The organism is Acinetobacter sp. V116_7, from assembly GCF_056735735.1.
This window is the reverse complement of record NZ_JBWZIF010000002.1, coordinates 13240-33746: the sequence shown is the minus strand read 5'-3', so window position 1 is coordinate 33746 and position 20507 is coordinate 13240. Positions and strand designations below refer to the sequence as shown.

At 37.2% G+C, this 20507-nt stretch carries 19 protein-coding genes; 17 read left to right on the top strand and 2 right to left on the bottom strand.

Annotated elements, in window-relative coordinates; genetic code table 11:
• Positions 1 to 350 precede the first annotated feature (350 nt).
• The 7 genes from AC1PJP_RS00350 to hisC all read left to right on the top strand — a co-directional run bounded on the left by AC1PJP_RS00350 (position 351) and on the right by hisC (position 7190).
• Complete coding sequence (locus AC1PJP_RS00350; protein ID WP_151989502.1) at positions 351 to 1799, top strand: RNA polymerase factor sigma-54; 1449 nt, start codon at positions 351 to 353, stop codon at positions 1797 to 1799.
• Between the two features lie 165 nt (positions 1800 to 1964).
• Positions 1965 to 2303 (top strand): ribosome hibernation-promoting factor, HPF/YfiA family, encoded by a 339-nt coding sequence (hpf, locus tag AC1PJP_RS00345; protein WP_004641296.1) that lies wholly within the window; start codon positions 1965 to 1967, stop codon positions 2301 to 2303.
• A 138-nt stretch (positions 2304 to 2441) separates the two neighbouring features.
• Positions 2442 to 2693, top strand: coding sequence for a BolA family iron metabolism protein IbaG (gene ibaG, locus AC1PJP_RS00340; protein WP_004794487.1), 252 nt, complete (start codon positions 2442 to 2444; stop codon positions 2691 to 2693).
• 6 nt (positions 2694 to 2699) lie between these two features.
• On the top strand, positions 2700 to 3956 hold the full coding sequence (murA, locus tag AC1PJP_RS00335) for a UDP-N-acetylglucosamine 1-carboxyvinyltransferase (RefSeq protein ID WP_049838343.1): 1257 nt from the start codon (positions 2700 to 2702) through the stop codon (positions 3954 to 3956).
• Entirely contained in the window at positions 3956 to 4639 is a 684-nt protein-coding gene (gene hisG, locus AC1PJP_RS00330) for an ATP phosphoribosyltransferase (protein WP_003655841.1), read from the top strand. The genes murA and hisG overlap by 1 nt, the downstream gene beginning before the upstream one ends.
• A 106-nt stretch (positions 4640 to 4745) precedes the next feature.
• On the top strand, positions 4746 to 6035 hold the full coding sequence (gene hisD, locus AC1PJP_RS00325) for a histidinol dehydrogenase (protein WP_107881951.1): 1290 nt from the start codon (positions 4746 to 4748) through the stop codon (positions 6033 to 6035).
• Between the two features lie 69 nt (positions 6036 to 6104).
• Complete coding sequence (gene hisC / locus AC1PJP_RS00320) at positions 6105 to 7190, top strand: histidinol-phosphate transaminase (RefSeq protein ID WP_479766345.1); 1086 nt, start codon at positions 6105 to 6107, stop codon at positions 7188 to 7190.
• A gap of 3 nt (positions 7191 to 7193) precedes the next feature.
• Here hisC and AC1PJP_RS00315 read toward each other — a convergent pair whose 3' ends face one another.
• On the bottom strand, positions 7194 to 8552 hold the full coding sequence (locus tag AC1PJP_RS00315) for a chorismate-binding protein (RefSeq protein ID WP_479766344.1): 1359 nt from the start codon (positions 8550 to 8552) through the stop codon (positions 7194 to 7196).
• A gap of 355 nt (positions 8553 to 8907) precedes the next feature.
• Here AC1PJP_RS00315 and filA point away from each other — a divergent pair, with 355 nt between their 5' ends.
• The 6 genes from filA (at position 8908) to filF (ending at position 16989) form a co-directional block, all read left to right on the top strand.
• On the top strand, positions 8908 to 9783 hold the full coding sequence (gene filA, locus AC1PJP_RS00310; protein ID WP_005302845.1) for a putative pilus system protein FilA: 876 nt from the start codon (positions 8908 to 8910) through the stop codon (positions 9781 to 9783).
• 305 nt (positions 9784 to 10088) lie between these two features.
• Positions 10089 to 10922, top strand: coding sequence for a putative pilus system C39 family peptidase FilB (gene filB / locus AC1PJP_RS00305; RefSeq protein WP_005302848.1), 834 nt, complete (start codon positions 10089 to 10091; stop codon positions 10920 to 10922).
• 44 nt (positions 10923 to 10966) lie between these two features.
• On the top strand, positions 10967 to 12136 hold the full coding sequence (filC, locus tag AC1PJP_RS00300; RefSeq protein WP_479766343.1) for a putative pilus system protein FilC: 1170 nt from the start codon (positions 10967 to 10969) through the stop codon (positions 12134 to 12136).
• 12 nt (positions 12137 to 12148) lie between these two features.
• On the top strand, positions 12149 to 13813 hold the full coding sequence (gene filD / locus AC1PJP_RS00295) for a putative pilus system OmpP1/FadL family transporter FilD (RefSeq protein ID WP_005302851.1): 1665 nt from the start codon (positions 12149 to 12151) through the stop codon (positions 13811 to 13813).
• Complete coding sequence (gene filE / locus AC1PJP_RS00290; RefSeq protein WP_479766342.1) at positions 13807 to 15042, top strand: putative pilus assembly protein FilE; 1236 nt, start codon at positions 13807 to 13809, stop codon at positions 15040 to 15042. Before filD ends, filE begins: the two co-directional genes overlap by 7 nt.
• Before the next feature lie 18 nt (positions 15043 to 15060).
• The gene (filF, locus tag AC1PJP_RS00285; RefSeq protein ID WP_479766341.1) at positions 15061 to 16989 is read left to right on the top strand and encodes a putative pilus system protein FilF; all 1929 of its coding nucleotides are present in this window, start codon (positions 15061 to 15063) and stop codon (positions 16987 to 16989) included.
• Between the two features lie 55 nt (positions 16990 to 17044).
• On the opposite strand, the gene AC1PJP_RS00280 is transcribed toward filF, so the two are convergent.
• Positions 17045 to 17593, bottom strand: a complete 549-nt coding sequence (locus AC1PJP_RS00280) for an NUDIX hydrolase (RefSeq protein ID WP_002115876.1) — start codon at positions 17591 to 17593, stop codon at positions 17045 to 17047.
• 114 nt (positions 17594 to 17707) lie between these two features.
• Between AC1PJP_RS00280 and AC1PJP_RS00275 the strand changes: the two genes are divergently transcribed.
• From AC1PJP_RS00275 to AC1PJP_RS00260, 4 genes are all read left to right on the top strand, one after another.
• Complete coding sequence (locus AC1PJP_RS00275; RefSeq protein WP_085942204.1) at positions 17708 to 18337, top strand: CoA pyrophosphatase; 630 nt, start codon at positions 17708 to 17710, stop codon at positions 18335 to 18337.
• 19 nt (positions 18338 to 18356) lie between these two features.
• Entirely contained in the window at positions 18357 to 18884 is a 528-nt protein-coding gene (locus AC1PJP_RS00270) for a gamma carbonic anhydrase family protein (protein ID WP_479766346.1), read from the top strand.
• 135 nt (positions 18885 to 19019) lie between these two features.
• The gene (gene tsaB, locus AC1PJP_RS00265; protein ID WP_005302860.1) at positions 19020 to 19685 is read left to right on the top strand and encodes a tRNA (adenosine(37)-N6)-threonylcarbamoyltransferase complex dimerization subunit type 1 TsaB; all 666 of its coding nucleotides are present in this window, start codon (positions 19020 to 19022) and stop codon (positions 19683 to 19685) included.
• A 9-nt stretch (positions 19686 to 19694) separates the two neighbouring features.
• Positions 19695 to 20486: a class I SAM-dependent methyltransferase gene (locus AC1PJP_RS00260; RefSeq protein WP_252060452.1), complete on the top strand. Its 792-nt coding sequence runs from the start codon at positions 19695 to 19697 to the stop codon at positions 20484 to 20486.
• Positions 20487 to 20507: the final 21 nt, after the last annotated feature.

Sequence of the window (20507 nt, the reverse complement as noted above, 5' to 3'; positions counted from 1 at the left end):
CCCATGTGAGAGTAAGTCATCGCCAGCTCATTATTCTAACACCCCGGTCTCGAAAGAAACCGGGGTGTTTCCTTATGCATGAATTGAATTGATTGTTTAATTTAGATGCGGTAAGACCATAAAAAAGGACTCTATATGAGTCCTTTTTTTATATGAAGGAAACTTCGAACCTATTCAAAGTTAGAAATGGGCTTCTAAACCGACATATTAATTAGCTATCCGGCAAAATTTTCATTAAAAGATCCACTTTTTCTTCTGGAAATTTCACACCAATATATATGATAAATAGAAACTATATGTTATAAATATTAAGTAGGCATGATTTTTGCTTGTTTAATGGAATCTAAAATATGAAATTATCTGTTGGGTTGAAAGTTGCGAATTCTTTATCGTTAACACCTCAATTGCAGCAGGCGATTCGTTTGTTACAGCTTTCTAGCTTAGAGCTTGAACAAGAAATTCAAATTCAACTAGATAGTAATCCTTTACTTGAAAAAATAGAAGAAGAATCAATAACAGAAAGCCTATCTGTATTAGAAAGCAAAGACTCAGATGATTTAACAACTGAATTAAATGCAAACCATTTGCCAGATGATTTACCAGTCGATACTGATTGGGATGATATTTATACTCATCAATCAACAGCATTGGCTACTCCAGAATTTGAAGAGAGAGAGGATAATCGTCAAGTTCAATTATCTCTAAAGGAACATATTTTAGAACAAGTTAATCTTTTGCACTTTTCTAAAATAGATCAATTAATTGCTTACTGTATTGTTGATGCATTAGATGATAAAGGTTTCTTAGATGCGGAAATAGAAGAAATAGTTTTAGCAGCTCAACAATTATTAAATGAGATGGATATCGAAGAAGACATTGAAGAAGATGAGGTTCTAGTTGTCTTAAAGCATATTCAACGACTTGATCCACTAGGAATCGGTTCACGTAATTTAGCGGAATGTTTAAAAATACAACTTGAATTTCTACCAAAAGATGTTGAATATTTAAACGAAGCAAAAAGCTTATTGCAATATTATGAGCTTTTGATAGCAAATGATTTAAATAAATTACTCAAACAAACGGGTTTAACAAAAGACCAATTAAAGTTTGCAATCAATCTCTTAAAAACATTGAAACCCTATCCAGGTATGGATTTTGATAAACAAGAATCAGATTATCAAATCCCAGATGTAGTAGTTTCTAAAAAAGATTTACATTGGCAGGTTCAACTAAACCCAGATGTATTACCTAAATTAAGAATTAATTCTTTTTACTCTAGTATGATTCGTAGAGCAGATCAGAGTGAAGATAATTTATATTTGCGTAATCAAATGCTTGAGGCGAAAAACTTTATCAAAAGCATTGATGAAAGACATAAAACACTATTAAAAGTAGCATCTTGTATCGTGGAGCATCAGAAAGCTTTTTTGGAGATCGGTGCAGAAGCAATGAAACCATTGGTTCTTCGAGATGTTGCTGAAGAAGTAGAATTGCATGAATCTACAGTTTCTCGTGTAACAACAAATAAGTATATGCTTACTCCACGTGGCCTTTTTGAGTTGAAATATTTTTTCTCTAGCCATGTAGGCACAACTGCTGGAGGAGAGGCTTCTTCCACTGCAATTCGTGCAATGATTAAAAAACTCGTAGCAAGTGAAAACCCGCGTAAGCCTTTGTCAGATAATGTAATTGCTACATTATTGAAAGATGAGGGGATTGAGGTAGCAAGAAGGACTGTCGCAAAATATCGTGAATCGTTACATATTCCTTCATCGTCTGAAAGAAAAGTCTTGATCTGAATTTTGAAGTATGGCTATTCTAGAGATTCATTATGACGAAATAATGAAATTTTAATTTCACCAAGAGGAGCCGCTAAAATGGTTTAATTGTCCTAATATTTTTTGATAGCATTAAATCGTTTTAGTTCTTCTTTAAATAACCTAAAAAAGGTGAGGGATAGAATTATGCAAATAACGATTCGTGGACATCATTTAGCAATTACACCAGCTATAGAAGAAAATATTAAATCAAAGTTTAATCAATTGACGAAACACCTAGACCAGGTGAATAGTATGCAGATTAAATTAACAAAAGATCATCAAATTGATAAGCGCTCTCATAAGGGCAGTTCAAATCATGTTGCAGAGGCTATTGTAAGATTGCCGGGGATTGAGTTGTTTGCTCAGGCAACCGCTGATGATATGTATACTTCAATTAAAAAATTGACAGAAAAATTAAAAAGACAATTATTAAGATATCGAAAAATGCAATGTACTTATTCGCAAGTTACTGTTTCTGTTTAATAAGTTTTGTTAATTTAAGAGAGGCTTGAAAGATAGCCTCTTTTTTATTGATAAAATATAAACACGTACTGAATTCTTGGAAAAAGTTATAGTAAAATACTCCGTTTTACCCCTTAGGTTGTGTCAGAGGTCTTTGCAATGAATAGTGAACAGCTCACTCAAATTTTAAAAGAAGCTTTCCCTGTAGCGGAAGTAGCGGTGAGCGGACAGGCTGGAAAATTTGACCTCCGTATTGTGGATGATCAATTTGAAGGTAAGCGTACAGTGGCTCGTCAACAATTAGTTTATGCACCATTAAATACTTATATTGCAAGTGGGGAAGTTCACGCGGTAACAATTCGTGCAATGACCAAAGATGAATGGCGTAAAGCAAGCCTTTTCGGAGCTTAAATATTAATGGATAAATTTTTAATTACGGGTGGTGTTAAGCTCGAGGGCGAAGTGCGCATTTCTGGTGCTAAAAATGCTGCTTTGCCATTACTTGCTGCAACTATTCTTGCAGATTCTCCAATTACAATAACCAATGTTCCAAATCTTAAAGATGTTAATACTTTGGTAAAGCTAATTGGTGGATTAGGGGTAACAATTGGCTATGAAAATGACACAGTAAAAGCAGATACCTCTACTTTAGACAATCAGTTTGCACCTTATGAGCTGGTAAAAACAATGCGTGCCTCAATTTTGGTTTTAGGACCATTATTAGCACGTTATGGTAATGCTAAAGTTTCTTTACCTGGTGGTTGTGCGATTGGTTCAAGACCTGTGGACCAACATTTAAAAGCTTTAGAAGCTTTGGGTGCGCATATTGAAGTCGAAAATGGTTATGTCCATGCTTCAGTTGACGGTCGCTTAAAAGGTGGCGAAGTTGTTTTTGATATGGTGACTGTCGGTGGTACCGAAAACATCTTAATGGCAGCGGCATTAGCAGATGGCGTTACGACTATTCGTAATGCAGCTCGTGAACCTGAAATCACTGACCTTGCTCAAATGTTAATTAAAATGGGCGCCAAGATTGAAGGTCTTGATACAGATACTCTTGTTGTAACAGGCGTAGAAAGTTTGCATGGCTGTGAATATGCTGTTGTTGCTGATCGTATTGAAACAGGTTCATATTTAGCAGCAGCTGCAATTACGGGTGGTCGTGTCAAAACTACACATACTGACCCTGCATTGCTTGAGTCTGTTTTGGATAAGTTTGAAGAAATGGGTGCTGAAGTCACTCGTGGTGATGACTGGATTGAACTTGATATGATGGGTAAACGTCCTAAAGCTGTAAGTTTTAGAACTTTGCCACATCCAGAATTCCCAACTGATATGCAAGCCCAATTGATGGCAGTAAATGTGATTGGCCGTGGATTCGCGACAATCTCTGAAACGATCTTTGAAAATCGTTTTATGCATGTTCCTGAATTGTCACGAATGGGCGCTAATATTCAGGTGGAAGGTCACGATGCTGTCGTAACCGGAGTTGAAACCTTACAGGCAGCACCTGTTATGGCAACAGATTTACGTGCTTCATTCTCTTTGGTTCTAGCTGCTTTAGTTGCAGAGGGAGATACGTTAATTGATCGTATCTATCATATTGACCGTGGTTATGAACATGTCGAAGAGAAGCTTCAAGGTTTAGGTGCCCAAATTAAGCGAGTAAGTTAATGAATGATGTAAGAAACGATGATCCTAATTTTGATGTGATGGGTAATTTTGATCATGGTTTGACCTTGGCATTGAGTAAAGGGCGTATTTTAAAAGAGACGTTACCTTTATTGGCTACAGCGGGTATTAATTTACTCGAAGATCCGGAAAAGTCTCGTAAACTAATTTTCCCAACTACACATAAGCAAGTACGTATTTTAATTTTACGTGCATCTGATGTACCAACCTATGTAGAAAATGGTGCAGCAGATATAGGTGTAGCGGGTAAAGATGTGTTGATGGAGCATGGTGCTCAGCATGTATATGAGTTGCTTGACCTGCAGATTGCTAAATGTAAATTAATGACTGCTGGTAAAGTAGGTATGGAGCATCCAAAGGGTCGTTTAAAAATTGCCACGAAATATGTCAATCTTACACGTCAATATTATGCAAGCTTAGGTGAGCAGGTTGATGTTATTAAACTCTATGGTTCTATGGAGTTAGCACCTTTGGTTGGTTTAGGTGATTACATTGTGGATGTGGTCGATACTGGTAATACTTTAAGAGCAAATGGTCTTGAGCCATTAGAAGAGATTTGCAAAGTTTCTTCTCGATTAATTGTAAATAAAGCCAGTTTTAAACGTAAACAAACTTTGTTAAATCCAATCATTTCACAGCTTGAGCAAGCTGTTCAATCGCGTTAAAAGCAATTTCCCATCATGCTTTTGCGATAGTTAAGCTAGATGATGCCCACAAGCGCATAGAAAAAGGGTAAACTTACTTTTTCTTTTTCGCCTTGTGGGTAAATTGATGCGACGTTTATCGACTCAAGATCAAAACTTCAAACAGGTTTTTGCTGAGCTATTGGCATTTGAAACCGTGAATGATCTTAATTTAGTGCAAACAGTAGATCAAATTATTGCTGATGTTCGTCAGCATGGTGATGATCATGTTTTAAAGCTTACTCAACAGTTCGATCGACATCCAGCGCATCAATTTTCAGATTTAGAATTATCTCAAGAACAACTTAAAACCGCTTTTGATAATTTAAGCCCAGAAATTCGTGATGCTTTAGAATTGGCAGCAAAGCGTATTCGTACATTTCATGAAGCTCAGAAACAAGATAGCTGGACTTATATAGATGACTTGGGCAATACATTAGGGCAAAAAGTTACGCCTTTAGACCGTGTTGGTATTTATGTGCCAGGTGGTTTAGCTTCTTATCCATCTTCAGTTCTAATGAATGCTGTACCTGCTCATGTTGCGGGTGTACCTGAAATTATCATGGTTGTTCCAGCACCGAATGGTGAATTAAATCCATTGGTTCTTGCCGCAGCTTATCTTGCGGGAGTTAACCGAGTATTTACCATTGGTGGGGCGCAGGCTGTAGCAGCTTTGGCTTATGGTACTCAGACAATTCCACCTGTAGATAAAATTACTGGTCCGGGGAATCGTTTTGTAGCAGCCGCTAAACGTGCTGTATTTGGTCAAGTCGGCATTGATATGATTGCTGGACCTTCTGAAATTTTAGTATATGCAGAAGGTGAGAATAATGCAGATTGGTTGGCTATGGATGTTTTATCACAAGCTGAACATGACACTGTGGCTCAAGCTATTTTTATCACTCCAGATGAAGCCTTACTTAATGCAGTCGAGTTGGCAATTGAAAAGCATTTAAATGAATTGCCAAAGGCAGATATCGCTCGAACTTCAATTGAAAACCGTGGTGCTTTGGTATTAGTTAAAGACCGCGCAGAAGCAATTGAGTTAATTAATCAGGTTGCACCAGAGCATTTGGAACTGTGCCTAGATGACGCCGAAGCAATGAGTGAAGAGATTCGTCATGCTGGAGCAATTTTCATGGGACGTTATACACCTGAAGCAATCGGTGACTATTGTGCGGGTCCAAACCATGTATTGCCGACATCTGGAACTGCTCGTTTTTCTTCTCCGTTAGGCGTTTATGATTTCCAAAAACGTTCGAGCTTGATTATGTGTTCGAAAGATGGGGTTAAAACGTTAGCTAAAACAGCCGATATATTAGCTGTCCAAGAGAACTTAGATGCCCATGCACGCTCAGCTCGCTATCGTTATCAATAAGCTTATAAACCTTGTAGTTTTTTAATTATTACTCAGGGCTGATTTTCAGCCCTTTTTTGAGATAAGACCATGACTTTATCTACAGCACAAATGCGCTTTTGGAGTCCAGAAGTTCGTGAATTAGAGCCTTATGTTCCGGGTGAGCAGCCTAAAATTCAGAATTTATTGAAACTCAATACGAATGAAAATCCATATCCGCCATCTCCCAAAGTAGTTGACGCAGTTCAAGCAGTTTTAACTCAGCAAGCTGATGCCTTGCGTTTATATCCAGATCCAGATGCAACAGCTTTAAAGCAAGCAATTGCTAAACAACAGAATATTGAGGTGTCTCAAGTTTTCGTTGGTAATGGCTCAGATGAAGTACTTGCTCATATTTTTAAAGCATTTTTTCTTCAAGATGAACCGATTCTTTATCCAGATATCACTTATAGTTTTTATCCAGTTTATAGTCAGTTCTTTGGAACAAAAACTAAAGAAATTCCACTCAATGAGAATTTCGAGATAGAAGCTAAGGACTATATACAACCAAATGGTGGGATTGTTATTACAAACCCTAATGCACCAACCAGTATTGCAATGGGTTTGCCAGATATCGAGCAAATCTTAAAAGCAAATCCAGATCGGGTGGTAGTGATCGATGAGGCTTATGTTGATTTTGGAGCAGAATCCGCAGTTGGTCTGGTAAATCGCTATGAGAATCTAGTTGTTTGTCAAACAACCTCAAAATCTCGTTCATTAGCTGGTTTGCGCGTTGGTTTTGCAATCGCTCAGTCACATTTAATCGCAGCGCTTGAAGCTGTCAAAAATAGTTTTAACTCATATCCTATTGACCGTTTTGCAATTGCAGCCGCGGTAGCTTCTTTTGAAGATCAGGCTTATTTTGAAGAACACTGTCAAAAAGTTATTTCTAGTCGTGAAAAGCTAGTAGATGACTTAACTGTTTTGGGCTTTAAAGTTTTACCTTCTAAAGCGAACTTTATTTTTGCTTCACACTCAGTCCATGATGCAGGCAAACTTGCACAGCAATTACGTGAACAAGGTATTATTGTGCGTTATTTCAATAAGCCTCGTATTAATCAATTTTTGCGTATTACAGTGGGTACTGATGAGCAGAATATGCGTTTAGTGCAAACGTTAAAACAAGATATTCTTTAAGTTTTAGTCTGCTGTGCTGTTCATCAAGTTCAGCATGGCAGAAATTTTATCAAGGCTTTCTTGATATTCTGCTTCTACATTTGAGGCAATTGTAATACCACCACCAGCCCACAAAGAGAGCTTATTTTGATATTGTTGAAAGCTACGGATAAGAATATTCCAGCGACCCGTTCCATCAAAATTGAAATAACCTAATGTCCCGCAATAAGCACCTCTTGCTTCTTCTTCTAGCTCTTCAATAATTTGCATCGCCCGAATTTTTGGGGCTCCTGTAATTGATCCCCCCGGTAAAGCAGAGAGCAACATTTGCATTGGATTAATATCATCTTTAAGCGTGGCAACAATTTCACTGACCATATGATGAACTTGATTAAAACTTTCAATCTCGAATAATTGCGTTGTTTTTACGGACCCTGTATTGGCATAAATGCTCAAATCATTACGTAATAAATCAACAATCATGACATTCTCGGCCTGATCTTTTTGCGAGTTTTTTAAAGTTTGTTTTGAAATAAAATCTTTTTCGATATCTTCATATCGAGGCATGGTTCCCTTAATAGGTCGGGTCTTAATTTGTTTATTTTGATTGAATTCTATGAAGAGCTCAGGGGAACAACTTAATAACTCAAATTGATCTAATTTTAAGTAACCTGCATATGGGGCATTAGTAAGGTTCCATAAATCTTCAGCTTTATTTAATAAGGAACCATTGAAATCAGCTTTAAATTCTTGGGTTAAATTAATTTGATAACAATCTCCAGCTTTAATGTATTCTTGTACTTTGTTAAAAGCCTCAAGATATTGTTCTTTAGACCATCTTGGCTGAATAGCAGTTTTTAATTCAAATATATTTTTAGATTTATTTGAATTAGGAATCTCTAACTTCTTTTCAATATATTTAAATAGGTCTAATGCATTTTCTTCATCACTAAAAAAATACCAAACATTATCTATATATTTTAAAAAAGAACGATATTGACCTAAGAATAAAGATGGCTGCATATGAGTCTGAGCATTAATAAATTGATGTGCAGCAAAATCATAACTAATAAAACCGATATAGCCGCCATTAAAACTTGTTATTGATTTAGTATTTTTAATTTCTTTTAATTTATTTTTTTTTAGTTGAATGAAGTCTAATAATTGATTCGATTTTAATATTTTTTTATATTGATTAAATTTTTGACGTTGAAATGCTATATTCTTTTCATTCTGAATAAGAATGTATTGTTGCGGGAGAAAACCAATAATAGGATTATTATTGTCATTTAAATAAATGAGCCCAGTTAATCCTTGTAAATTTTTTAAAATCTCGGCAGTAATTTTACCATGTAATGAGATTTTTTTCTTTAACTGAGACATTTTAAATAACAGAATAGTTAATGAGGGAAATATTAGTTTACTACAACTTGCGGATCATCAGGGAGAAGACTTAGAAGAGAGGTACTTTTCGTTGATAAAATAGTCGAATTTTAGAGTGGGATTAGCGTTGGCATTAGACATTAAAAGCGAAATAAATTGAGCGTACCGTTTGTCGGGTAGTTGGCAAAAAATGCACAACACTAGTTGAACAAAAAGTAACGTAGATGTAATTTAGTAATTGCTAAGCAAAACTACTCAAGGATTGGAAGTTTCGGTTGCTATATAAAGAAAAATGCAACTTGAGACAATGAGAGTGGTTAAAGTCAAAAAATAAATGCTCTTGGGAGAGTGCTCAATGAAAATGTTCACTAAACTTGCTTTAGTTTCTTCTTTAGCTATCAGTGCAAATGCAATGGCAATGCAGTCAATGGATGATGCTGCACTAAGCGCTGCTACAGGTCAAGATGGTATTAACATCGGTATCGCTTTAGGTGCTGGCGGTATCTCTATCGACAAATTATATATTCACGATAACGATGGTTTAGACCCAACTACAGGTATTGCCGGTGCAGCAGCAACTGCGGGTGCTATTACAATCACAGGTACAACTGCAACTAATGGTAAGGCTATAACTCTTACGCAGGTAGATACCACAAAGAATCTATTAGATCTTAAAATTGATAGCGTTGGTGCATCTGCTACAAATGGAGCGTTTTTAAACGTTGCTGCAAATGTAGGGGCAGTTAATGTAAAAGTTGGCTCTATCGGTGTTGGTAGTTCTGGTACTTTAAATGAAACAACAGCTGTACGTGGTATTACAGAAGCAGCGCCGACTGAAATTCTTTCTGGTTTAGATTTATCTTTAGGCGCAATTTCAGCTAATGTTCAATTAGGTGCTACCCCACAGGGTGCAATGATCAAGGTAAATTCCAGCTTACAAGGTGGTTTGACACTATCTAACCTAGGCATCAATGATGCTGCGGGTGGTGGTAAAATTGTCCTAGACAAAGTAATGGTACGTGGTGCAGGAAATACAACTGGTAACCTAGATGTGAATGCAGACATTTCTGTTGTACCAACAGGGTTGAAGATTCAAAATAACAGTACTCAAGGCATGAATGTATATGCACAGGGTATTCACTTAGGTTCTAATACTGCTGCTTCAATAGGTGATGTTGAAATCCAAGGTATTAATGTTGGTACTTCTACAATTACAATTTCTGGTCACTAATTTAAAAATTTGAAAATAAAAAGCGCGTTTAATACGCGCTTTTTTAATTGAAGTTTTAATTAAATTTCTCTTAAGAATTAATGAAATTACTATATATATATTAAATAGATTAAAACGGCGGCTAGTTAAGAATGAGAGCTAATTAACAGTTTAATTAGAGTAGAACTATACGTTCATCAAAAAGATTAAAAAAAAGCTGTTTTTTACAAAAAAAAAAGGTATCTTCGAGACACAGGGATGTAGAGCTATTGCTCTAAGAATAAAATGAATAAGGCCAGTTAGGCCACCATTTAGACCAAGTGCTTATGTTAGAGATTGTTTTAGGCTCAGCATTGATGTATTACTTTGCGACAGAAGCCTTCGAAATAGAAAAAAAGCCACCGGGAACTGTTTATTATACAGAGACGGCCGATTCACGTAATTTATCTTTTCACCGAAATCATATTGAACCCGTTACGATTAAACCTGCGATAGAAGATCAATTTCGCGGTATTGTTCGACAAGCATATGACTATAGCTGTGGTTCGGCTGCACTTACCACTTTGTTAAATGGGTATGTTGGTACCAGTTTGACTGAACAGCAAACAATGAGTGGGTTACTACAGTATGGCGAATATCAACGTATTATCGAACGCCGTAGCTTCTCATTACTTGATATGAAACGTTTTGTAACTGCTATTGGTTTAGATAGTGGTGGTTACCGGGGAGAGTTTCCTGATTTAGTTAAATTAGGTCAGCCTGCAATTGTTCCCATTTCATATGCTGGGTTTAAACATTTTGTCGTATATAAAGCTTATAAAGATGGCAGAGTCTATGTTGCTGATCCTGCTTTAGGGAATATCAGTTTTGATGAAAATCGATTTAAAGAAATTTGGGATAATAATACTTTATTTGTTATTTCTGTTCCTGAATCGCAGCGTAAAGACTTATTAGCATTAAAAGATGCAGATATGCGTCATGTGGAAGATGCAACTGTTAACCGCTATGCCTTTGTTGATGTGCAATATCCAACATTTAATTATGACCGTTTAGCAAATAAAGCCTCAACAATGCGACGGGTTTTGGATAATGACAGCCATTCTTCAAATCATAATCAGCCGATAGAAACTTTTATGCGTCTTTATTACAAACGTAAGTAATGAATTTTTAATTTAGTAAAATAAATAAATTGGGTGGAAGGAATATGAATAATCGATGGATGAAGATGAGTGTATTGGCTTTAAGTATGAGTGCCATTACAGGAACAATCTATGCAAAGGACCAAGTTGCACAAACGGAAGTTCAAAATACTACTGTGGTTTCTGAAACAAATACGGCATCAGAAATAGCGCCAGCAACAGATTCAGTTCAAGATGGAAGTGTAACTCTATCTACAGACGTGGTAACTAGTGATCCTGTAACAGCAAATACTGGAGCTAATCAAGCTGCCACCGCTTTGCAGAAAAAAGAAGGCGATGCGAGTCAAGAAACAAACTTACAAGAAGTATTTACCTCGAATGAACGACAATATTCGTTAATTAAAAGAGGGGAAATTTCTACATATTATGATCTTGATTATACCTATTACCGCGACAGTATTTTGGATTTAGCATTAGCAGATGATAACTCTAGTATTAGTCGATTAAGTATCAGGGAAGATGCTCAACATACTTTGACTAACAGTTTTACAGGCCAATATGGTGTTTTAGATAATTTAACACTTTCAGCAACAGTACCTCTAGTTGCTAAATCTGATATTAATAGCGATTCTACCACTGCAGGATTAGGTGATATTTCTTTAGGTGCGCGCTGGGAACCTTTCCCTCTTAAACAAGGACGTTTACCTTTAGTCCTATTTGGTAGCTTATCTAGTAAAACTGGTGATAGTCCTTACGAAGTTGGTCAAAATGAGCTTTCAACTGGTAAAGGGTATTACTCTGCAGGTATAGGCGCGAGTACTCGTAAATATATCGATCCAGTTGTTTTATTTGCCTCTGCTTCTGCCAATTATGGTTTTAAAGAATCTGGTTTAAATCAGGTACGTGGTAACCGTATTCTAGAATCTTTTGACCCTGGAATTAGTGGCGGTTTCTCTTTCGGTTTTGCTTATTCATTTAACTATGATGTGTCATTAACAATGTCATATCAACAAAGCTTTAACCTAAATTCTGAGTTCCAATTTGCAAATGGAGAATCTTATAAATCTCCAGACCAAAGTAGTGCAATGATGGCTTTTGCCTTAGGTGTGCGTGTTTCACCTGACACGATTGTTAATGGTACAGTTGGCTTTGGCTTAACCGAGGATGCACCAGATGTCTCACTTGGTTTATCGTTCCCGTTAGATATTTTAGGTTTTAATAAAAAACAAAAATAAGGAGATATGCAGGTGAAATATCCTAAATTATGTCCTCTAACGGCGGCAATTGTGATCTCTGGTATTTCTAGCTTTGCCAATGCTCAATTAGGACAAAACCTAGCTGTTGATATTCGTTCACTATCAATGGGGAATGCTGTAACCGCAGACCCACCAGGGATTAGTGCGGTTCATTTTAACCCAGCAGCATTAGCTAAGATTGATGGACTGCAAACTGATGTACAGGGTATTCTAGCTAATTTTGATATCCAGCGAGAATTTTCAGCACCGCCTGGGTATAACGTTTTTGGTTATTCAGATGATCCCCTTGTTTGTAATGATGGTCCAGAAGTTACTGCGAATATTTGTACAGATTTTAAAGACTCAGTTCATGGAGATGTCGAATACGCCAGCTTATATGTGCCTATTCTTAAAAAAATGGTTGATTTAGGAGCTGGTTATCCACTCGTTGCTCCTACAGCAGGAATTGCCTATAAACCTCCAGGTTCGAAAGTCACATATGCAACAGCAGTATATGCACCATTGGTAGCAGGTTTTGGCGCAGAAAATGGTAATGCTGGTAACTATATGGGGCAACAAGTTGCTGTAGAGCGTATTACTTATTTGTCTCCATCTTTTGGTTTCCAAGTTAATGACCATTTATCAATTGGTGCTTCAATTGGTATGTCATATAACGCCCTAGCATTAAAAACTGATCTTCGTTTTCCAAATGAGATGATTGGTGTTTTACGTATGGTTGATGAAGTAGTTTGTGCGCCATTTAAGAATAATAATGACATGATTACTGATCTATTATTATTCGGAATGTGTAATGCTCAGGAAGGTATGAACCCATTCAATAAAATGGGAGCCTTACAAGTTTCCATGGAGCAGTCTTTAAGCCCAAGTTATAACTTAGGCTTGTTGTGGGAGCCGACTGATGATTTTGGCTTCGGTATGGTCTACCAAAGTTCAGCCAAGATGCGTATGAAAGGCAAATACATGATTGATAATGCCAAAGCGCCTCAAGAATTGGTACGCGGGCTGAACTCATCTGCGACTGGACAAATTCTAGCTCGAATTCTTGGTTTACCTGGATATGTACCTGATATTGAATCGGGTTTAGTCGCGATGGATTTAGAATATCCAGCACATTTTCAGGCAGGTATTAAATATAAAATTTTGCCAGATTTACAAGTAAACTTTGATGTTGGATGGACTGATTATTCAGCATGGGATAAATTTAAATTTGAGTTTGATCGTCAGATTTCACTACTTAAAGTTGCAAAACTATTATCTAATGATGTGACCGATAACTCTTTAGCATTGCCATTAAAGTTTACCTCGCCATGGAGTTGGGGAATCGGCTTAGAGTATTCGGCAACGGATCGTTTGAAATTACGAGCAGGTTATGAACCCCGGGCTAGTGCTATTCCTGATGACAAACGTAATACGATGGTTCCAATTAACAATGCGCAATTGTTTGGTTTAGGATTAGGGTATCGTTTTGATACAGATACTGATTTAGACCTTTCAGTTGGTTTCTTACGCAGTCGAGATAATATTCCAGCATGTACGAGTACTTTATCGAATAAATGTGGGGTCGATAATATTTTATTAAACCCTTATGCTGGTTTAGATGTAAAAACAAATACGAAAATTACAGTGCTTGGTTTGAGTTACAGAACAAAATGGTAAAACAGTATAAATGGATGTTTCGACCTAAATTTGCTATTTCAATTTTATGTATTGCAATAGCAAATGTTTCTACATCTTATGCAGACGGTTTTTATACGATTATTGGTCCTGATGGTCGTCCTATGATTGTGCCGAGTAAAAGAGTTGATCAGAAAAAACAGTCTATCCCTCAAATAGAAATAAAACCTCAAAATCCACAAGATAAAACGGTAATTCTTCCTGCTCAAAAAAATTATAAAGAAAAAGAGCAAATTAAAGATTTGCCAAAAAAATTAGAACAACAAGCAGAAAAGAAATTAAATACTGCACCAACTGCACCAACTGCACCAACTGCACCAACTGCACCAACTGCACCAACTGCACAGCAAAAAGCCCAGAATACTCAGTCTGCTTCAACAAATGATCGTGAATTAAAAACGCCTATTGAAAATGTAAAACTTCAAACGCCCTCTAACAATGAATGGCAAAAAGATTTGCTTTTAATTCCACCACCGACAAAAAGCACTTCGCAAGCTTCCCCAGCACCAACTTCTACACAAGATAAGTCTAAATTTACTACCATTGATGGTGTGGAATATGTAAATAATGAATATCTTGAAGATCAGGAATTTAATCTTGAAGGGAAAAAACGTTTTTATCTCGTGCCAGATGGCTTAGGAAGAACAGAATCAGTAGAGCGGAAGAAAGGTGTCAGCCGATCAACTTTAGATCAGCTTTTTAATCGCCATACTCAAGATAAAGAGTCTACAGTTGTATTAGCGCCAACGTATATGCGGTTATCTTCGAAAGAATTAATGGCCGCTTTTGAACAAGATCAATGTTTTATCAAGGGTTATAACAAAACAATTAAGATACTTAGTATAAATAAAGAAGTAAATGTATGGCCAAGAAAACCTTTGAAAGAAAAATTTGAGTATGAGTTGATTAAGCTTGATCCCTCAGTCCAACATTTAAAACTTATGTCGTTCGCTGCTAGTAATGAGAAACCTCTATATTATTGGCCTTTAGCTGTTTTTTTAGATGATAAGGGCTGTATTTTAGAAGGGGTAAGTGGATTTAAGAGTAAATCTTATCCTTCTACTATGTTACAACATGCATCAATTCAAGGTGTTTTAAAAGTACCAGCATCAGCACATTACATGATGTTAACGCCCTTATCCTCTGCCGTAGATGTTGCAGAAACTGAGTTATCGAATCAGGGACAAATTCAAATTTCCGTATTACGTTAAAAATAAGTAGGGTATCTAATGAATAAAAAAGTTTTATGGCCTTTTGCACTAACCACATTAGCGATTATGCTAAATGGATGTGGTGGCGGTAGTTCCACAATAAATGAGAATCCTACAAACGGATCAGGAGGGGCTACAGCTAATGGAAGTTGTTCTATAACAAGTAATGATTGTCTACAATTTTCTTTAGATTACCCAATTGCTGGTATTAATTTTACATGTAGTAGTGCAGCGAATCTAAGCTTTGTTACCAAAGCTTCAGGTAATAGTGTTATTGGATCTTGTAAAGCTGGAGATACAGCTAGTTTTTATTTGCAAGATTCTAAAGCTATAAGAAAAATTGAACTAGGCTCTGTTAAGCTAGACACTGTTTCAAAAATTCAGATGACTGTTCCACCGCGTTTGAAAATCATGGATATGGCGATTGGATTAACTGGACAGACCCCAACATCACTTAGCCAAAATGATCCTACAGTCCGAGTTGCAATGGCATTGGTAAAACTCTTTCAAAGCATTGGCTTAGAGCGTAGTGATAATATTGCTGGTGATTTGCAGCCGACACAATTTACCGATGATAAGAAGAATACTTTAAATATTTTAGTTCAAAATATTACAGCTACAGAATGGAAAAATGGGGCTTATGCCAATATTTTAAAACCTTGGCTAGATTTAAGTCAGGTGTCAGATGAGCAAGCTTTTGAACTGGTAACACAATTAGCAAACTTAAGTTTAGTGGGACTATATCAGTCAGATTATATTACTTTGGCTCCACCTAATTTGATTTCTGAAAACTTTTACGGATGTAATTTGACTAATTTGGCGGATTGCTCGAAAAATGGGGCAAATACCCAACATGTGTTTGGTAATTTATTCTTATTATCTGATCGTCAAGGATATACATTTGGTTATGGTTTGCAATGGAAAGGAACAAGTACAATCACAAGCCAGGTAGCAATCAGTGCAGTATTAAATGTTTTGACGAAATCAAAACCAACCCAAATGATTGCAAATGCGCAGACTACTTGGCTTGATCCAATACAAACCGAAATTAAATCAACACAACCATTTCGTTTAAAAACTTCTAGTAATGCAAATGAGGATTTAGTGATTTATCAAGGTAAATTGTTAAATGATTCACTTATTGCAGGGCGTGATAGCTCATATTTAGCTTTGACGGCTACTAAAACCCCTAATCCTCAGCAGTATGCTTTATGGAAACAAAGTGTTGATAACCAAAATTATAATGGTTCTATGGATGTTTATAAGGTAAGTCCTGCGAGCTATTTGTCTAATCAGATTTTTAAAACTGCTAAGAACGTCAAATCTGGCCAAACTTATATTTTCCCCCTATATGCAACTCTAAACTTTAAATTTGATACAGCAGGAATTGCACCTATTGATTTGGGTATTGTCATTGATGAGAATGGGAATATTAGAACAGATATTAAACCTGAGGCTACTGCGACAGATATGTCTGGTCAATGTGGAGTAGTTTCAAATACAAGTTTAATTGATAACAATGGGGTTCAGCAGTACAGAATTGGTACAACTGGAGGAACAGAATCAGCAACCAATGATAAGTCAATTACTGTGAGAATGATTTTTGCGGTGCCTGAATTAGGTAATTTAAATGGTATTGTCGCTGGCTTAAATTCAAATGTAGTTCAAAGTACTTCTCAAACTGGTAGTCAAACATTACTTGTAAGTGGTGCAAAAATTAACGTTGCTAACCTATTGCAAGGGCAGACCAGTGGTGCAAACCTTACTACTTATGATAACAAAACAGTTTCATGGTTAAATCCATATGCTTTTTATCAACAGGTATATAATAATATTAAAGATATTTCACCTGCTCCGACTGAAGCTGAAAAGGCTCTAGGTCAGCGTATGGCAGGAACTGTGACGCTTAGAACGGCTGATTGTTATCAGATTAAGACTAAGCCTTAAGAATAAGAGACAAATAAAAAAGACCGCCTAGCGGTCTTTTTTATTATCTAAATAATTAACCCGTATGGTCTAAACGAGTACCCAAAGTTTCAAGATGTGTTGGGAACACTTGTTTTTTACGATCTTCAAAATAATGTCTTAAAGTGTGTTCAACACTAGGGAATGCAAGTTCACCCCATGGAATTTCATGCTCTTCAAACAGACGACTCTCGATGCTTTCTTCACCTGCACCAAAAATGCCATCTTTCAGCTGTGCTTTGAAAAGTACATAAATTTGACCAATACGCGGAATATTGTACATACAGTACAGTTGTTCTATTTCTATCTCAGCTTCTGCTTCTTCACGAGTTTCGCGTGCTGCACCTTGCTCCATGGTTTCGAACAATTCCATATAGCCAGCAGGCAAAGTCCATAAACCATAACGAGGTTCAATCGCACGACGACAGAGTAATACTTTGTCTTCCCATAACGCTAAGGCACCGCAGATTACTTTGGGGTTTTCATAGTGAATATTTCCACAATGAGTACAAACACGGCGTACTTTATGATCACCTAAAGGAATTTTTTGTTCGGTTTTATGCCCACACGCTACACAGAAACTCATAATTATCATCGAGTATAGAGATGACTCAGCATAACTGAATTTTTAGACTTACGCATCAACTCTATTCCCTAAGTTTGATTTTCAGATATGATGCAAAGAGAGATAGAATAATAGGTGAATGGTATGGAAGAGCACTTGCTAACACAAAAGTTACAGCAAAGATTGCGCTTTTCCACCCGCATACAAGAAGCACAAGCAGCAGTACTGATAGCAATTACTAATGAAAATGATCCGAAGGTACTGCTTACACGCCGTTCAATACATATGAACAACCATGCGGGGGAAGTTTCTTTTCCGGGTGGAAAGCGTGATCCTAGTGATACCAGTAATATTGTTGTAGCGTTAAGAGAAGCTCAGGAAGAGACAGCTTTAAATCCGTTCGATGTGCAGTTGTTAGGTGATTTGCCGATGCAGCGTGCAAGAAGTGGGTTATCTGTAAAACCGATCGTTGGACTTATTCCTCCAGAGGTGACTTTAATACCTCAGCCTACCGAAATTGATCGAATTTTCTTTGTCCCGTTACAGCAACTGATCGAGACGCGTCCAACACCCTATGAAGTTCGATATGCCCATCAGTCTTTATATTTTCCAAGCTTACAGATTGATAATGAAATTATTTGGGGTTTAACTGCTCGTATGTTAGTTGCTCTGTTTAAATATGGATTGGGTTATCAAAAAGATTGGCCATTTTTACTCAACTCACCAACCTTTGGAATGCCAAAGTTTTCTCATAAGAATAAATGATCAGGATTGATAAATTATGATGTATAGCTATCAAGGACAGCACCCAAAAGCCTTACATGAGCCATGGGATGGTTGGGTTGCTCCAACAGCAACGCTCATTGGACAAGTGGAATTAGGCCGTCAGGTCAGCATTTGGTTTGGAGCTGTAGTTCGTGCCGATAACTGTGTAGTTCGAATTGGCGATTTCTCTAATATTCAGGAAAATTCTGTACTACATACCGATGCGGACCTTGAGTTGAACATTGGTGAATATGTCACAGTCGGCCATAAAGTCATGCTGCATGGTTGTACGATTGGTGATAATAGTTTGATTGGTATGAACGCCGTAATTTTAAATCGGGCTGTGATTGGTAAAAATTGTATTATCGGTGCTAATGCTTTAATTCCTGAAGGGAAGGTGATTCCAGATAATTCAGTGGTGATGGGGTCACCTGGCAAAATTGTCAAAACTTTAGATGAAGATGGTGCTGCAAAAATACGTTTGAGTGCATTGCATTATGCTGAACACTTTAAGAACTATTCAGATTTAAAAGAATTCCACTTTTAACTCTTTTTTAGAAAAATATTTTTATGCCAAGCACAAGCTTGGCATTTTTATTTTAAAAGAGAACAACTCGCCTATCAGAGCCGAGTGGGGTATCATAACCCTCGTTTTTAATCTGATTTAATACTAAGGTTGTGCATGAAATTGCTGGCGTTGGAAACTGCAAATGAGCAGTGTTCTATTTCATTAGTCGATGAAACCCAAGAACTGTTTTTTCAACTCGATACGCGGGCGAAAGCACAAACCCAGACCATTTTGCCCATGATTGAGCAGGGGCTACAACAAACAGGTCTTGAGGTTGCTGGTCTAGATGCGATTGCCTTTAGCCGTGGGCCGGGTTCTTTTAGTGGTGTTCGCATTAATGCAGCTGTGACTCAGGCATTGGCATGGTCACAAGATTTACCCGTTATTCCTGTTTCGAGTTTGCAAGCTTTAGCTCAAGCGGCATACCGACTTGAAGGTTTGAAACAAGTGACTGCGGTTCTCGATGCGCGTATGAACGAAGTTTACATTGCAAGTTATGTTCTAGATGAACATGGAATTATGCAATGTATTGATGAAGAAAAATTAATGGGCTACGAGCCAGCTGCTGCTTACGCAAAACACTGCTTAATTGGTTCGGGCGCAAAGTTACTTCAAGCTGATGCAGATCATCAAACAATCACTGCAACTGCACAAGACATTGCTTCTATTGCACGTGTGTATGCAGAAGAAAAGCAGTGGGTTGATGCTGAACATGCTTTGCCAGTTTATTTACGTGATGATGCATGGAAAAAAATAGCAGATCAGGGTAAAGCAAAATAAAGGCGAATCATGCACATATATTTTGAAGTAGATTTTCAACAACAAGCACAGCACTACCAAGCTGTGCTTTGTTCTAGAGGTGTGACTGTAGATTTGCAGTTAGTTGAAAAACTGAATGCACGTTTTCTGCGTTTAAATCCTGAGTTGGCACTTTGTGTGGATGAAAATGGGCTATGGTTATCTGCAAATGGCATGAAAATGCAGCCCGACTGGAAAGCCGAAATTTCCCGTTTAAAACGTGCAAGTCTTAAATCAGAAATGATTGCTCGGGCTTGTCAGTTAGGTGAAAAACCAATATTGGTTGATGCTACAGCAGGCTTAGGCCATGACAGCTTACTCATGGCTTATTTAGGCGCACAAATACAATTGGTTGAGCGCCATCCAATTTTATTTACCTTACTTGAAGATGCAAAAGCACAAGCTGAACAAGACAGCTTTTTAAGCCAGTTTATGGATCGGATTCAACTGATCTTTGCTGATTCTGCAAGTTATTTACAACAGTTACAGCAAACAGCTCAACTGGTTGATGTGGTTTATCTAGATCCGATGTTTCCACAGCGTGACCAGAATCACCAAGCCATCAAAAAACAAGCTCAAGTAAAAAAACAGATGCAGCTTTTACACCTACTTTTACCCGAAGATGGTGAGATGGATTTAGGTGATAATTTGCTGGTTTTGGCCCAGAAAGTTGCTAAACGTGTAGTCGTTAAACGACCGCGCCATGCTATTTTCTTGGCGAATCAAGAGCCAGCTCATCAATGGCAAGGAGATGCTTGTCGTTTTGATGCGTATTTTCAGTAGGCTTATGTAAGGTTAGGTTTT